Consider the following 15,603-nt stretch of genomic DNA (forward strand, 5'->3'; position numbering starts at 1 on the left):
CTACACCTAATTGGTGGAAGGGGTGCATCAAGATGTTGTGTTCTGCTTGGAACACAATCATGAAGTTGAAGGTTCCAGAGATACCCAAAGGCATACCATCAGAGAATGAACCTTGACCAATTGGGTAGATCAAGAATACTGCGGTAGCGGAAGCCAGAGGTGCGCTGTAAGCTACGCAGATCCAAGGACGCATACCTAAGCGGTAAGAAAGTTCCCACTGACGACCAAGGTAGGCAGCGCAACCGATCAAGAAGTGTAAAATTACCAACTGGTAAGGACCGCCGTTGTACAACCACTCATCAAGAGAAGCTGCTTCCCAGATTGGGTAGAAGTGCAAGCCGATTGCGTTTGAAGAAGGAACAACTGCACCAGAGATGATGTTGTTTCCGTAAATCAAAGAACCCGCAACTGGTTCGCGGATGCCGTCGATGTCCACAGGAGGAGCAGCGATGAATGCAATTACGAAGCAGGTTGTAGCAGCTAGCAGGGTTGGGATCATGAGTACACCAAACCAACCGATATATATACGGTTGTCAGTGCTGGTGATCCACTCGCAGAAGCGATCCCATACATTAGCGTCGGAGCGCCGTTGTAAGGTTGTGGTCATGGTTTTATAAGTGCTATGGGTTGTTAAATATGCAACAAACGGATTTATTTTCGCCTGTTGAAATACAGTCTACATGAATTTACTTTGACGGGATCTTTGGCTTAATATTCTGTAACGTAATTCTTTAACAAGCTCATCGATCTGTAAAGTTTTCCTTCTATGAAATAATCAAAATAAAAGTAATAGATTCAAGCTTTTTCAGCCATTTCAACAATAAACTAGCTACCACTTTCAATGAAGCGATCGCCTAGTTATTTACCTTTACACTTCTTTACAATTAGTCGATGAAAAACATTTTAAGTCTTGTTGATTTGTAACAAGATATTAAGTTCTATATTGTCTGATGATTCAGTTAAAAATCAAAGTAGATATAAGGCAAACTGCCTTCAGGAGCTAATAACCAAACAGCGTAAAAACATAGGGGGACGAAGACAAGCTTAAGGGGCCAGTTAAACTCTAACTTCAGCATTCGATTGAATGCATAGACTACAGCCATAAGCGCAGCTAAACCTAGAAGTACCCAAGCGAGTTGGGATTGGCTCATATTTAAGGCTTCGACATAGACCTTTTCAGCAAACTGGGCGTCAGCCGGATAACCCCAAAGATGCCGAATTACCAAAGAAGAGTCTTGGAGATTAGGTAGACGGAACCAAATCCAAGAGGTAAAAACCATCATTTGAGTTAAGAACCAAGCGACAAAGATACCCAGAGGATTTTGCCAGAATTGTTCTAAAGTTTCAAAGCGATCGCTTATAGAATCTGTAAGTCGATGAACCACCAAAGCTAATCCGTGGAGTATACCCCAAACGACATAACCCAAAGCAGCACCGTGCCAGATACCAGCAATTAGCATCACAATAAATAAATTCCAGCAGGTACGGACTAAACCGCGACGGGAACCACCCAACGGAAAGTAGACATAGTTACGTAACCAATCACCCAGAGTCATGTGCCAGCGCCGCCAAAATTCAGAAATATTGGTGCTGAAATAAGGAAAGTCGAAATTTTCAGGTAGAACTAAACCGAAAAGCATAGCACTACCACGGGCAATGTCTACGTAACCGTTGAAATCTAGATATAACTGCAACCCATAAGCAAATGTAGCTAACCAGAGATCCGTACTACCGGCCCGTTGCAAATTACCGAAACATAAATCTACAAAAATTCCCAAGTGGTCTGCAAAAATACCTTTTTTGACTGCGCCCCTAGCAATCAACCACAGCGCTTGGGCTACTCTATTAGTATTGGGTAATTCTAATGTATTGAATTGATTTGCTAAGTTGTGGTAGCGCGTAATCGGCCCTGAAATCAGTTTGGCGAAGAATAATTTGTACGTAGCAAATTTGAGAAAATTATCAGTAGCAGGGGCACCGCGATAGACATCTATTAAATAAGCAATACATTCAAAGGTGAAAAATGAAATTCCCAAGGGTGCAATTAATTTAAAAGAGCTATCTGGTGAGTTTGTTTGAACATGAAAAACAAACTTGAATAAAGGGGTAAAATACTTAAAAGCTAATAGCAGAAAAACATTTAGAATTATACCCACCCACAAAACCTTTAAACGGCGACGATTCCAATCAACTTGAGCAAATTGCCACTCTTCGTTAGAAATTTGCCAGTCAAGAGAATGTTTCCCTGGTGATGTGTTGTTACCAATTTTCAGTCCTATACGGAAATTGATAAACGTCAATGCTAATAGTAATGGTATATATTGGATGTGCAAAGAGGAGTAAAAAACCAAACTAGCAATTAGCAGCGTCCATAATCGCAATTTATGTTGTGCTAAAGACCAGTAAATTCCTAACACACTCAATAAGAACAGCCCAAAGAAAATTGAGATAAAGTTCATTTTTTAGTCATTTTTCATGTGTCATTTGTCATTGGTCATTAGTTATTCTCACCTGCTCCCTGCCCCCTGCTCCCTGCCCCCTGCTCCCTCATCCCCACTCCCTACTTCACTGGCCAAGGAATCATCGGATCGTTAGCTAGCTTTTTCGATACTTCGTATGCACCAAACCGATTGAGGTGGCTAGGATCGGAAAAGAAATCATTTACTTTTGGCCACTGTTGGCTCAAATCACGATAAATAAAGTTGGGATTAGTAGCCAAACGCAACATATATTGCTGAAATTGTTGCTCATATTGTTTACGCACTGGATCTAAATAATCTGCCGTCAAAGGCATATTGACAAATACTAAGGAGATTTTCTGAGACTGGGTAAACTGAAGCACTTCTTGAAAAGCAGTATCTTGCTGTCCTTCTACTTGGAAAGATTTATAGTCGTTGTCATAATTTCCGGGAACTCTGGAATGTTTTTGATAGTATCTCGCGGGATTAAAGCGAATCGACAAAGGTAGAAAGCCATCAAAGTCAACTGCTTGCTGGGAAATACTTTCATCTGAAGTACCGTCTGTCAACTGTTTTTGTGATGCAACTGTCTGATTTTTACCAAATACGAGCAGTTGTTTTTGTAGTAAACTTTTAATTTGATCGCGGTTTTGATAGCTAGCAGAAACAGAGGCTAGAGCCTGATTTAATGACTGATTGACGGCTTCATAAGTACTAATCTCCTGTTTTTCTTCGTTTGTTTTTTGTTCTTCCGAATTTACTATATTCTCTGGTAAATCATTGCTATTTGCAGTGGTTGCTGTTTTTTGGAATGCTTGCTTATAACCAACGGATGCCGCAAGTGATTTAAAGGTAATATCCTCGCGTCCACCATTGAAAGCACGCGCCCCATCTGCCCAGATAATTATTTTGGGTAGTTCTGATGGTTCTAAAACGTGACGAATCACAAAGTCTACAACTTGTGCCGTAGCACCGTTGATTCCGAAGTTAAACACGTCAAGATTTGGATAACCTTGAGTTGCTAAAGCTTTAGAAAGTGCTGCGGGATCTACTCCTCTGAGGGCGCGCGAGGAGCCAATAATCAACACATCTGGCGGACTACCAGTTCTAGCCAAACGCTGTTTATACAGTGCTAGTTGCTCGTCTAACTGCCTAACATTAAAACTTGGCATCTGCGATCGCGCTGCTAAAAGAATAGCTGTTGCGGTTGCTTTTTCCTTCAATGGTGCGGCTGCCAAATTATTTTTTGGGGTATCATCACTCTGGGTAAATTCCGAAGCATTAAATACAGAACTCTGATTTGGAGGAGATTTTTTCTTGGAAGTGCTGCTAAAAAATGTCGTTTTCTCACTCGGATTTTTCCCAGATGTCAAAGATGCCTTTTGCTCGGAAGATGGAGATGGGAGGGTGGCACTAGCTACTTTTGGCGTGGGCGTAGTACGTGCAATAATTCGACCCAATACCCAATCAGTTTGCAGGGTGAGCAATAATCCCAGTGTTCCCCAAACTAGAGCAATTTTAATTCCTTGAACATCATGGTTACGTTCTGCTGAATCGCTGCTTTCGGTAAATAACTGGCTTTTCAACAAGAATTTTCTCGCAGTTGAACTCGCCGTTGCTATCCAATCTCGCGCTACTTCGGTTACAAAATTTTGAACTTCTTCTGTCGTTAAGTCTGGGCGCAAAATTGGTTCACTAGTCTCAGATGTTACTAAATCGTCAATGTATATAGAAGTAGCAGCAAATTCTGGGGTTGCTTCTGGTACTAAACGTTGGCGATGTTCAAGATCGACGCCATAATGCCAAAAAGGTTCTTTATTCCCAGCACGGCGACCGTAGATACGTACTCCCATAATACCGGAAATTTTTAACTGGCGGATAAACTGCGTAATTTTACTTGCTACTTGTTGTCGCTGTGGACAAACAGGTGCATCACACATAATGTGCAATAAACCATTTTTGTTCAGTAGAAGTACGCGAATTCCACCTGTCAATAGTCGCCAATCCAAATCAGGATTGAGTAAGCGCTCTAGTAAAAATACCATCGCTGGTTCATCACCAGTATTTGCCAAATCAAGTGGTGATATGGCAAAAGCGGGATAGTTTGCTGCGGGTAAACTCAACCAATCAATCCAAGTGGGTTCTTTGTCGCCTGCTTTTTGTCCGTATACGGTGGCGGCGAGAATGGCTTGAGGAGCGATCGCTTCTAGCTGCGGTAAAATTGCCTTTAAGCACGCTACCTTGTCTGGGATCGGGGCTGTTCCTAAAGGATCGAAAGCTGGTATACAAAATATATGTAGCGTTGATTCTTTTAAAGAAACTTGGACACCAACTTTTAACCCTGATAGTACTTCAGCTAATAATCGAGCGATCGCTTGCACATCTCCCCAACGCGCCCACTCTTTCAGCATCACCTCTGGTGGCGTCAAATCCACCTGCAGCAGCCAATCAGGATCAGTTTCGCCGCTTACCTGAGAAACAATTACGGCATCTTGGTACCCGGAAAGCTTGAGATAACGCAACTTTTGTGCTATCGGTTCAGCAAGCAACGATGCATCAGGGCTATAGCTTGACTGGCAAAATATCCACAGACGATTTTCTTCTGGCTGAGAATTCTTGGGCTTATATGGCTTAATCTTTACCTGTACCGATACACCTAACGTACTCAAAGTTTCGCTAAGATATCGAGCGATCGCTTCTGGATTCCCTTGGCGTGCCAAACTTTCGTTAGAGACAATTAGCGCCCCACCCGATTGTTTTAATTTTTCCGAGTCTGCTAGCAGCGCTTGTTGCACCTGATCGAGATGCTTATCTATTTGATTCAAGTGAACCCGATGGCACCACGAGGGACGCTGCTCCCCTTTTCTGCGGCCATAGACAAATACTTGATATATTGAGGTTTGTTCGCTGTTTGTGAGGATATCTAAGTTTGTTTGCTGTAGTGCTTGCAGCAAATCAGACAAAGTACGCCAACGCTGCGGACATTCTGTACCTTCACAAAGAATATGAAGGTCATTTCCCCGCAACCGGACTTTCACTCCGAAAGTGTTGATCCCTGTTGCTTGGCTTACCCATTGCACTAAGGATTGCTGGCGATCTGGTACTACTGTTTTCATGCTCAGTTAACTTTACAGTCAGCGATGGTTGGGGGATAGTGCCTGCACTTGTAAACTAGAACCATAGGTTTATCACACTCTGACGTTTTTTTTTAACAATTTTGTTACCTTCGTAGCTCACAAAATCGGACAAGATAGTCTTGTATAGGTTGCAAGTCTGACTAAGTGTTGAGTTTTGCGTTTATTTTACTAATAGGGAGTCAGAAATCAGAAGTTAGGAGTTAGGAGTTAAAAGTTAGGAGCCAGGAGCTAGGAGTCAGAATAATTCTATATGACTGGCTGATGACTTGTCCTTTAAAGCCGGATTTGTGTCCGACTACGCTAATGTCCCGGATCGGCTAAACAAATAATCAGCTTATCTCATTTCAACTCCATTCCTTTATCGTTGGAGTCATCCTAACTCCTAACTCTGAACTCCTAACTCCTAACTGCTTTTTACTCATAATTCCCATAACCAAAAATTAGCAATGCCTCCTACCAACCAAGAGTCTTCACCTAAACCCGCATCCAATCTGGATTTGTTTCCGATTCCTCAATCGCTCCTTTTACAAATAGGTACAGCGTCTATATTACTGCTGCTGATTACTGGAAAAACTACAGTAAGAGCACTAGAAGCCATAGGAGAAGCTAGTGAAGAATTATTTCGAGGCGATCGCCTACCCAATTTAGATTTCCCAGATGAACGCGAAATCAATCAAGATGAGAAGATATACACCAAATAATTATTTGCTCAGGAACAACCCAGCGAGCATTAAGTGCAAAACCTAGAACCGTAAACAGTAATTAGCTTTACAAGAATAGAGAATATGGGTTCCCTTTTATACTCTTCGTCTCAAACTGCTGATATATACCCGGTGTCGGAATTATTTTTGCGTCATCGTCTCCAGGTAGTGGAAGAATTGTGGGAGTCAGTTCTCCGGCAAGAATGCGGTCAAAATATGGTAGACTTGTTGCGTGAGTTGCGCGATCTATGTTCGCCAGAGGGACAAGCAACAAATGACCAAGCATCCTCAGCCGTAAAATTAATTGAACAACTAAATATCAACGAAGCAATTCGCGCGGCTCGTGCTTTCGCTCTGTATTTTCAGCTGATTAACATCATAGAGCAGGAATACGAACAACGGCAGCAATTGAGTCGTTATGAAGCAGAAACAGAGGCTATGGAGCCGGAAACACCGTCTAATGTTAACTATTCCTCCAATCAAAGAGAAGATGATGCGCCTGTTAGCAAGGGAATAGCAGCAGCCTTCCTCAAAAAGAATTATCTCGAAAAGGCGCAAGTCAAACCAAAAGGTACTTTTGCTGCCTTGTTTCCCTATTTATTCAAACTGAATGTACCACCCCAGCAAATTCAACGTCTAATTGCACATCTGGATGTGCGGTTAGTTTTTACAGCGCATCCGACGGAAATTGTTCGTCATACTATCCGGGATAAGCAGCGACAGGTGGTACAACTTTTGCAAAAACTGGATACCTTGGAAAATCACTCTGGGAGTACACCAGGAGCATATCCTTGGGAAGCAGTAGATGTCCGCGAACAATTGCTCGAAGAGATTCGCCTGTGGTGGCGTACAGATGAACTTCACCAGTTCAAACCCACAGTGCTAGATGAAGTAGATTATGCCCTGCACTACTTCCAAGAAGTTTTATTTGATGGCATTCCCCAACTGTATAAACGTTTCAAACACGCTCTATCCAATACCTTTCCTTGGCTTGAACCACCGAGTAAAAACTTTTGCTCTTTTGGCTCATGGGTAGGCTCAGACAGAGATGGAAACCCATCAGTCACACCTGAAATCACCTGGAAAACAGCTTGCTATCAGCGCAAAATGGTGATCGGGAGATATATTCAGTCAGTGAAAAATCTGATTGAATTGTTGAGTGTGTCGATGCACTGGAGTGATGTTTTACCAGACTTACTGGAATCTCTAGAATTGGATCAGTCCCAATTGAGTGAAGTTTACGATGCACTGGCACTGCGTTATCGACAAGAACCTTATCGGCTCAAACTGGCTTACGTACTGAAACGGCTGGAAAATACTCGCGATCGCAATATAGCTTTGTACAATCGGGAAACGCCAACAAATCAAGACAGTCCCCTATATCGTTCAGGAGCCGATTTTTTAGCAGAACTGCGGATGATTCAGCGCAACTTAACAGAAACAGGTTTAAGTTGTCGAGAATTAGAAAATCTGATTTGTCAGGTAGAAATTTTTGGCTTTAACTTGACACAGTTAGATATCCGCCAAGAATCATCCCGCCACGCCGATGCGCTCAATGAGATTCTGGAATACCTGCAAATATTACCCCAACCTTACAACGAACTCTCCGAAGAGCAAAAAGTTGCTTGGCTTACAGGCGAACTGCAAACCCGCAGACCATTAATTCCCGCAGAATTGCCATTTTCCGAAAAAACCAACGATGTAATTGAAACCTTTCGCGTCGTGCGATCGCTCCAGCAAGAATTTGGTCTGAACATCTGCCAAACTTACATTATCAGTATGTGCCGCGACGTGAGCGACGTGCTGGAAGTATTGCTTTTAGCTAAAGAAGCCAGACTTTTTGACCCCGCCATTGCCGTCGGAACTATTCAAGTTATCCCCCTTTTTGAGACAGTAGAAGACTTACAACGCTCTAGAAGCGTCATGCGGAAACTGTTTGAACTGCCGTTATATCGCGCTTTATTAGCCGGTGGTTACGAACAGACAAAAACAGAAGGTGCAGATGAAAATTCACCCTCCCCTGCCCCCCCTGCCTCCCCTGCCTCCCCTGCCCCCCTGCTCCCCTGCTCCCCTGCCTCCTCCATCACCCCCAACTTGCAAGAAGTAATGCTGGGGTATTCTGACAGCAACAAAGACTCTGGTTTTTTAAGCAGTAATTGGGAAATTCATAAAGCTCAAAAATCACTGCAACAAATAGCAGAAAACTACGATCTAAATTTGCGAATTTTCCACGGACGCGGCGGTTCTGTGGGACGAGGTGGGGGCCCTGCTTACGAAGCGATTTTGGCTCAACCAGGTCATAGTATCAATGGGCGAATCAAGATTACCGAACAAGGAGAAGTTTTAGCTTCCAAATATTCCTTGTTGGACTTGGCTTTGTATCACATGGAAACCATCACTACGGCTGTGATTCAAGCCAGCCTGCTGCGGACAGGGTTTGATGATATTGAACCCTGGAATGAGATTATGGAAGAATTAGCAGTGCGATCGCGTCAACATTATCGAGCTTTAATCTACGAACAGCCTGATTTTGTTGATTTCTTCCATGAAGTAACCCCCATTGAAGAAATTAGCCAACTGCAAATTAGTTCCCGTCCCGCCCGTCGGCCATCTGGTAAAAAAGATTTAAGCAGTCTGCGAGCTATTCCTTGGGTATTTAGCTGGACGCAAACTCGCTTTTTACTTCCTTCGTGGTATGGCGTTGGCACAGCCTTACAAGAATTTTTGAACGCAGAACCAGAAGAACACTTGAAATTACTGCGCTACTTTTACGTTAAGTGGCCGTTTTTCAAGATGGTGATTTCTAAGGCCGAGATGACTTTGGCAAAAGTAGATATGCAAATGGCACATCACTACGTCCAAGAACTCTCAAAACCAGAAGATCAACTTCGTTTTGCCAAGGTTTTTGACCAAATTGCTAGCGAGTTCTATCTGACAAGGGATTTGGTGTTAAAAATCACCGATCACAATCGACTCTTAGATGGCGATCCGGTATTGCAACGATCTGTGCAGTTACGGAATGGGACAATTGTCCCCTTGGGATTTATCCAAGTTTCACTACTCAAGCGTCTACGGCAGTCCCAAAATACTACTGCTACTTCTGGAGTAATTCATTCTCGTTACAGCAAAGGCGAGTTACTGCGAGGAGCATTGTTAACTATTAATGGGATTGCAGCCGGGATGAGAAATACAGGTTGATTGGGAATAGGGCATTGGGCATAATGACCAATGACAAATGACAAATGACAAATGACAAAAAACAGAATTTTAATTTGCACTTTCTTGGCGCTGTCATCAGGTTTTTTTGGCGCTTACACCAGTGGGCAAATTACCATAATGCTGCATAGTCAAAAGTGTCAAAACCAACCTTGGGGTTTAAAGGAGATGTGCAACGCTTGGATTACACCAGGAGCAATATGGCAAGGTAGCACAACAGGGCTATGGACAGGCACTATTTTAGGGGCATTTGTTGGTGGTGTGGTGACGCGACAAGCTCGTGATTAATAAAGAGAACCACGCAGTTGTAAGGACGCAAAGCCTTGCGCCCCTACAACAAATGTGGTTCAAATACATGAAAACTTCTGTAAACGTGAGTTCGGGCAACTTTGGTGTCAGTAACGCTGGTAAAATCTACCCATAGCGAAGAAGAGTAAATCACCATGCCTACCGAAACTAACCCAGGGAATCAAACTACTACAGGAGCTGATGCGATTGATGAAGCGATCGCACAGGGAATTGATTTTGATGGTTCTCCCATTCCGCCTGCCAAGCTAGAACTTTATAGTAAAGTTATGGCGCTAGAAGCCAATAGACAGCGCAGTGGTGTATCTAATACTATGCGATCGCGCATTGTACGAATTGGCGCAAAACACATTGCCCAAGCAGAACTCGACCAATTACTTGTAGATGCTGGTTTCGCACCCCTAAAAGAAAAAGAAATTGCCTTTTTTTATAGTGGTAAATAATTGTTAATTTCGTACAACAGTTTTCATTTATTTGAACCAAATATGTTCTAGGGGTACAGCAATGCTGTGCCCTCGATTCTTTACCTCAAACATAGCAAATTGCCATCGATATTTTGGCTTCTTCAGTAATTTCCCGATGAGTTGAAAAGTGTATCTTCAGCAAGATATTGTCAACTTTCTCTTGTGTTTGAATTGGCAGATGGCTATATGTACTTAAGTAATAGCTGAAAGACTTGGAAAACTCATGTCAGAAACTACGTCAAATTCAGAAATGCAATACCGAGTTATCGGCAGTACAGGAGAGAAAGTTTCCGCCATCGGATTGGGTGGTTGGCACATCGCCTTGAAGCATGTTGATGAGGAACTAGGTATCCGAATTGTTAGAACTGCGATCGATCGCGGCATCACTTTTATGGATAACAGTTGGGATTACAACGGTGGAGTCAGCGAAATTCGCATGGGAAAAGCGCTCTTGCATGGCTATCGAGACAAAGTGTTCCTGATGACGAAAATCGATGGTCGCTCTAAAAAAGCAGCAGCAAAACAGCTAGACGAATCACTGCAACGCCTGCAAGTTGATTGCATCGATCTGGTTCAGCACCACGAAATCCTGCGGCATGAAGATCCGCATCGAGTTTTTCACGAAGAAGGGGCGAATGCTGCCTTGATTGAAGCACGGAAAGCTGGCAAACTCCGATATATAGGTTTTACTGGGCATAAAGACCCCTATGTTCATCTGCATATGCTGGAAGTTGCAGCCAGTAACGGGTTTAAATTTGATACAGTGCAGATGCCTCTGAGTGTGATGGATGCCCACTACCGAAGCTTTGAAAAGCTGGTTTTACCAGAGCTAGTTAAACAAAACATCGGGGTTCTGGGAATGAAAAGCTTGGCAAATGGTATTCTTTTACGGTCAAATACTGTAACGCCAATTGAATGTTTACACTATGCTTTGAATCTGCCTACATCAGTTGTGATTACCGGAATTGACAGTATGGAGATTCTAGAGCAAGCTTTTGAAGCAGTGCGGACGTTCCAGCCAATGAACGACGAGCAAGTGCGATCGCTCTTAGCAAAAACGGCAGAAGCGTCATCACGCGGCGAGTTTGAGCCTTTCAAAACCTCATCAATCTTCGACAGCACTGCCCAAAATCAAGATTGGCTGGGAGAAGAACCACAGGGCATCCAGGAATTGATGTCAGCATCAAGAAAATAAACTCAATACCAATATATTTTGAATTCTAGAAACTTGATTAATGAATTTAAAATTATAAAAACTATGGAGCGATCGCCACAGAAACTATAACGAAAATTACCAAAGAACGTGAATATCTTGATATGATTCTGGTTTTATGCATTAAATAAATCCAGAATCATATCAAAATTAGCACGATTAATATTGCTAATGCAGTATTTGAGCGGATCGTAAGACTTCGCGATACGTGTGGAAACCATGAGGTTGAAGCTGATTCAGGAAGACTCAGCCTTCTTTTATGTAGTACTAGAGTACCCAAAATGTATTATAACCGTATAAATGATACATTTTAACCATCTATAAAATACTACGCCGCAGTAATCTGATTCTCTTAGGATTACTATTGTCATGAATACTACGACTTTCTCTCAACTTAAATCACATAGTAATATTTAATACATAATTCATCAATTATCAGCCATTCTATGCCTATTCATCAGCACAATTAATCACGGGATCGCTTGCTGTATTCTTCATGATTTGTTACAAAAGTACAAAGAACTTCTAGAGACCCAAAACCACATGTTCGGCGGACTTACTGGTTTACAAGATCCTAAAGGCACAGATTGGGGAGAGCGAATGCTCAACACAGTCGCTAGCCAAACGATTCGCCACCTGTTTAGCACGAGCGAGTCAGTAGAAGTCTTTGTGCGCTGCTATCCTTCCAGCAAGCTCTTGCAAGGCAGCATTGATAGCTTCAAAATGAGCGGCCGTGGCTTGGTGATTCGGAGAGATTTCGCGGTTGAGGAGATGTCGTTTGAAACTGATGCGGTGGCCATTGACTTCGGCTCGGTTTTAAAGGGCAAACTTAGCCTTAAGCAACCTACTCAAGCGATCGCTCAAGTAATCTTATCAGAAGCAGGCATAAACCAAGCTTTTAATGCAGAACTGGTGAAAAAGCGCTTGCTTAACCTCACCGTACCATCACTGACAGAATTATCTGGTGGAGAACCAGTCTCCTTTACAGATGTTCAGGTACAGCTATTGCCAGAAAATCGCTTACAGCTTGTAGCAAAAGCAGATTTAAATAATGGCGAACTCGTACCCCTGAACATGATTTTAACTGTAGGTATTGAAAGACGGCGGCGAGTTTCTTTCAAAGATCCGAAAATTCAACTTGACCAAGTGCCAGAAGGGCAACGAGAAATCTCGCAAACGTTGAGCGTAGCACTGGTAGAAATTTTAGATAATATGGTCGATTTGGATCGTTTTGATCTTGATGGAGTGAAAATGCGCCTCAACCGATTAGAAACTGAAGGTCAAAAAATTATTTTCAGTGGATATGCTGAAATTGAACGTATTCCAAATAGTCCTTAATCCAAAATTATAGGCAAAAAATTAAAGTATAGTGAAGCTTTAAACAAATTAAATACCGCCTAAATGATTCTAGACGGTAATTTAAATCTTTAGTTTTTGAAGAAAGTTAGGAGTAATTAATAACTCCTAACTTTTAACTTTTTATCTTCCCACACCTACATACTGGAATCCAGCGCGGATCATTGCTTCGGGGTCGAGGAAGTTACGACCGTCGATGATAACGGGGTGGGCCATCAGTTTCGCCATCTTCACATAGTCCAGAGTGCTGAATTGCTGCCATTCGGTGACAAGTACTAAGGCATCACAGCCGTCAGCGAGTCTTTCGGCATCGGTTTCTACTAGCACACCAGAAAGTCCATGACGTAGACCTGTTTGGGAAACAATGGGGTCATAGGCTTTAACTTTAGCTCCCAGTCGGTTTAACTGCTCAATTAGGTTGAGTGCTGGGGCGTCGCGCAAGTCGTCGGTATCGGGCTTGAAGGTCAGTCCGAGTAGTCCGACTGTTTTGCCTTTGAGAATTTTTAGAACTTGTTGGAGTTTTTCCAAAGCAATCAACCGCTGACGTTCGTTGACACTGACAGCAGATTTCAGTAGCTGGGCTTCATAACCATAGTCATCAGCAGTGTGAATTAGAGCAGAGACATCTTTGGGAAAACAAGAACCACCCCAACCAATACCAGCTTGTAAAAACTTGTTACCAATGCGGGAATCTAGACCAATACCTCTAGCTACTTGGGTGACATCAGCACCAACGCGATCGCAAATATTAGCAACTTCGTTAATAAAACTAATCTTAGTGGCTAAAAAGGCATTAGCAGCGTATTTAATCATCTCCGCCGAACTCAGGTCTGTTGCCAGAATTGGCACTGGGGGTAAAGATTGATCGTCAGCGTACTTGCGTTCTACAATTGGGGCATACAGTTGTTGCATTAAAGCTACTGCTCTTTGGCTATTGCCTCCTAGTACGATGCGATCGGGGTTAAAGGTGTCGTGAACTGCCGAACCTTCGCGCAAAAACTCTGGGTTGCTGACTACATCAAACTCGGCTACAAATTCAGGTAATTTCTCATCACTCGGCACTCCACCTGCGGGTACCAGTGTTTTCTGCCGCTCTGCAACACCATCTAGAACAAGCATCCGTACCCAGTCACCTGAGCCAATGGGTACTGTAGATTTATTCACTATGACTTTATAACCACCGTTGAGATTTTCACCAATCCCACGAGCTACAGCTTCGACGTAACGAGTATCACTTTCACCAGTGGGCAAAGGTGGCGTTCCCACAGCAATAAACAGAATTTCTCCGTGGGAAACTCCAGCAGCAAGATCGCTAGTAAAATGAATCTTCTCTGTTTGAATGGCAGACTGCATAATTTCTGAGAGTCCCGGCTCAAAAATTGGAGACTGCCCAGACTTCATTAACTTAACTTTTTCTTCGTTGTTGTCTACGCAAATTACATCATGCCCAATATGAGCCAAGCAAGCGCCTGTAACTAAACCAACGTAACCAGTACCAATAACGCAAACACGCATTTATTTAACTCCTCACTTATTTGGGTTTAATCTTCAAAAAGAAATTATCAATTTTACACTTAGACGCTTGGGAAAAATCAGCAACTAAATATACTAGCTACCGATGGGGTTAGCCTGCATGAAAATTTAGAGCGACGCTAGACGTAACTCAGGTGGTTGAATTATTGACATCGCTTTGAATGCGATCGCGAAAATCTTCTATTGTTAGTTTTAAACCCTCTTGTAGAGGAATGGTAGGTTCCCAATTTAACCAAGTTTTTGCCTTTGTGATATCAGGCTGGCGACGTCGGGGATCGTCCGAAGGTAGTGCCTCGAATTTAATCTGCGCGTCTGGATTGATCATATTTTGCACAGTTTGTGCCAATTGTAAAATCGTGTATTCACCAGGATTACCCAGATTGACTGGGCCAATGTAGTCGCTATTCATTAGGCGGATGAATCCTTCTACCAAATCGGAAACGTAGCAGAAACTACGAGTTTGCGAACCATCACCGTACACGGTTAAAGGATTACCCTGTAAGGCTTGAACTATAAAGTTGCTCACCACCCGACCATCATTTTCTAACATTCTCGGTCCGTAGGTGTTGAATATCCGCACAACTCGAATATCAACTTTATTTTGCCTGTAGTAATCAAATGCTAGAGTCTCAGCAATTCTTTTACCTTCGTCATAGCACGAACGTATTCCAATCGGATTGACGCTACCTCTATACTCTTCAGTTTGGGGATGAACTTCTGGATCTCCGTATACTTCACTAGTGGAAGCTAAGAAAAACCTCGCTTTCACACGTTTAGCTAGCCCCAACATATTCAGTGTTCCCATCACGTTGGTTTTAACGGTTTTAACTGGGTTGTACTGGTAATGTACTGGTGAAGCAGGACAAGCTAAATGATAAATTTGATCGACTTCTAACCGAATTGGTTCGGTAATATCGTGACGGATCAATTCAAAGTACGGATGGTCTAACCATTTTAAAATGTTGCGTTTATGACCAGTGTAAAAATTATCCAAGCATATTATTTCATGCCCAGCAGCCATTAGTCGGTCGATGAGATGGGAACCAATAAACCCAGCACCGCCCGTCACCAAAATTCTCATAGTTTCCCAGTTACTTACAAATATTTTCAGTAGCTATTGCACTTACTTTTAGATTACCCACCTTGGGCACAAAAATACAAAACAAAAAAAAATAACAAGGCTCAATCCAAAATTGTTGTTGAACTTACCTATTTTTT

At 42.6% G+C, this 15,603-nt stretch carries 10 protein-coding genes and 1 pseudogene; 6 read left to right on the forward strand and 5 right to left on the reverse strand.

Annotation, left to right across the window (positions count from 1 at the left end):
• From RMY64_RS23730 to RMY64_RS23740, 3 genes and pseudogenes are all read right to left on the reverse strand, one after another.
• Nucleotides 1–607 (reverse strand): annotated as a pseudogene (locus RMY64_RS23730) (photosystem II q(b) protein); the annotation flags it as partial.
• A 352-nt stretch (nucleotides 608–959) separates the two neighbouring features.
• Nucleotides 960–2,459: an MBOAT family protein gene (locus RMY64_RS23735; protein WP_322673246.1), complete on the reverse strand. Its 1,500-nt coding sequence runs from the start codon at nucleotides 2,457–2,459 to the stop codon at nucleotides 960–962.
• Nucleotides 2,460–2,560: 101 nt separating this feature from the next.
• On the reverse strand, nucleotides 2,561–5,575 hold the full coding sequence (locus tag RMY64_RS23740) for a DUF1574 family protein (protein ID WP_322701293.1): 3,015 nt from the start codon (nucleotides 5,573–5,575) through the stop codon (nucleotides 2,561–2,563).
• A 467-nt stretch (nucleotides 5,576–6,042) separates the two neighbouring features.
• Between RMY64_RS23740 and RMY64_RS23745 the strand changes: the two genes are divergently transcribed.
• The 6 genes from RMY64_RS23745 to RMY64_RS23770 all read left to right on the forward strand — a co-directional run bounded on the left by RMY64_RS23745 (nucleotide 6,043) and on the right by RMY64_RS23770 (nucleotide 12,834).
• Nucleotides 6,043–6,297 carry a hypothetical protein gene (locus RMY64_RS23745; RefSeq protein WP_322701294.1) on the forward strand — a complete coding sequence of 85 codons (255 nt, stop codon included), beginning with the start codon at nucleotides 6,043–6,045 and terminating at the stop codon, nucleotides 6,295–6,297.
• An 84-nt stretch (nucleotides 6,298–6,381) separates the two neighbouring features.
• Nucleotides 6,382–9,495 carry a phosphoenolpyruvate carboxylase gene (locus RMY64_RS23750; protein ID WP_322701295.1) on the forward strand — a complete coding sequence of 1,038 codons (3,114 nt, stop codon included), beginning with the start codon at nucleotides 6,382–6,384 and terminating at the stop codon, nucleotides 9,493–9,495.
• Nucleotides 9,496–9,546: 51 nt separating this feature from the next.
• Nucleotides 9,547–9,801 (forward strand): hypothetical protein, encoded by a 255-nt coding sequence (locus tag RMY64_RS23755; RefSeq protein WP_322673250.1) that lies wholly within the window; start codon nucleotides 9,547–9,549, stop codon nucleotides 9,799–9,801.
• Nucleotides 9,802–9,956: 155 nt separating this feature from the next.
• Entirely contained in the window at nucleotides 9,957–10,262 is a 306-nt protein-coding gene (locus RMY64_RS23760; RefSeq protein WP_322689627.1) for a DUF4090 family protein, read from the forward strand.
• A gap of 244 nt (nucleotides 10,263–10,506) precedes the next feature.
• Nucleotides 10,507–11,478: an aldo/keto reductase gene (locus RMY64_RS23765; RefSeq protein ID WP_322701296.1), complete on the forward strand. Its 972-nt coding sequence runs from the start codon at nucleotides 10,507–10,509 to the stop codon at nucleotides 11,476–11,478.
• A 561-nt stretch (nucleotides 11,479–12,039) separates the two neighbouring features.
• Nucleotides 12,040–12,834 carry a DUF2993 domain-containing protein gene (locus tag RMY64_RS23770; protein ID WP_322673253.1) on the forward strand — a complete coding sequence of 265 codons (795 nt, stop codon included), beginning with the start codon at nucleotides 12,040–12,042 and terminating at the stop codon, nucleotides 12,832–12,834.
• Nucleotides 12,835–12,975: 141 nt separating this feature from the next.
• Here the strand turns inward: RMY64_RS23770 and RMY64_RS23775 are convergent, their stop codons facing one another.
• Nucleotides 12,976–14,367, reverse strand: a complete 1,392-nt coding sequence (locus tag RMY64_RS23775) for a UDP-glucose/GDP-mannose dehydrogenase family protein (RefSeq protein ID WP_322685431.1) — start codon at nucleotides 14,365–14,367, stop codon at nucleotides 12,976–12,978.
• A gap of 148 nt (nucleotides 14,368–14,515) precedes the next feature.
• Nucleotides 14,516–15,466, reverse strand: coding sequence for a UDP-glucuronic acid decarboxylase family protein (locus RMY64_RS23780; protein WP_322673255.1), 951 nt, complete (start codon nucleotides 15,464–15,466; stop codon nucleotides 14,516–14,518).
• Nucleotides 15,467–15,603 lie beyond the last annotated feature (137 nt).

The sequence above is a fragment of the Nostoc sp. DedQUE08 genome, from assembly GCF_034530895.1.
Lineage (GTDB): Bacteria > Cyanobacteriota > Cyanobacteriia > Cyanobacteriales > Nostocaceae > Nostoc.

Excerpts from the sequence above, each read along its gene's own strand:
- RMY64_RS23750 (WP_322701295.1), top strand. The coding sequence starts at position 6,382 with ATGGGTTCCCTTTTATACTCTTCGTCTCAAACTGCTGATATATACCCG.
- RMY64_RS23755 (WP_322673250.1), top strand. The coding sequence starts at position 9,547 with ATGACAAAAAACAGAATTTTAATTTGCACTTTCTTGGCGCTGTCATCA.
- RMY64_RS23735 (WP_322673246.1), bottom strand. The coding sequence starts at position 2,459 with ATGAACTTTATCTCAATTTTCTTTGGGCTGTTCTTATTGAGTGTGTTA.
- RMY64_RS23760 (WP_322689627.1), top strand. The coding sequence starts at position 9,957 with ATGCCTACCGAAACTAACCCAGGGAATCAAACTACTACAGGAGCTGAT.
- RMY64_RS23745 (WP_322701294.1), top strand. The coding sequence starts at position 6,043 with ATGCCTCCTACCAACCAAGAGTCTTCACCTAAACCCGCATCCAATCTG.
- RMY64_RS23740 (WP_322701293.1), bottom strand. The coding sequence starts at position 5,575 with ATGAAAACAGTAGTACCAGATCGCCAGCAATCCTTAGTGCAATGGGTA.
- RMY64_RS23765 (WP_322701296.1), top strand. The coding sequence starts at position 10,507 with ATGTCAGAAACTACGTCAAATTCAGAAATGCAATACCGAGTTATCGGC.
- RMY64_RS23775 (WP_322685431.1), bottom strand. The coding sequence starts at position 14,367 with ATGCGTGTTTGCGTTATTGGTACTGGTTACGTTGGTTTAGTTACAGGC.
- RMY64_RS23770 (WP_322673253.1), top strand. The coding sequence starts at position 12,040 with ATGTTCGGCGGACTTACTGGTTTACAAGATCCTAAAGGCACAGATTGG.
- RMY64_RS23780 (WP_322673255.1), bottom strand. The coding sequence starts at position 15,466 with ATGAGAATTTTGGTGACGGGCGGTGCTGGGTTTATTGGTTCCCATCTC.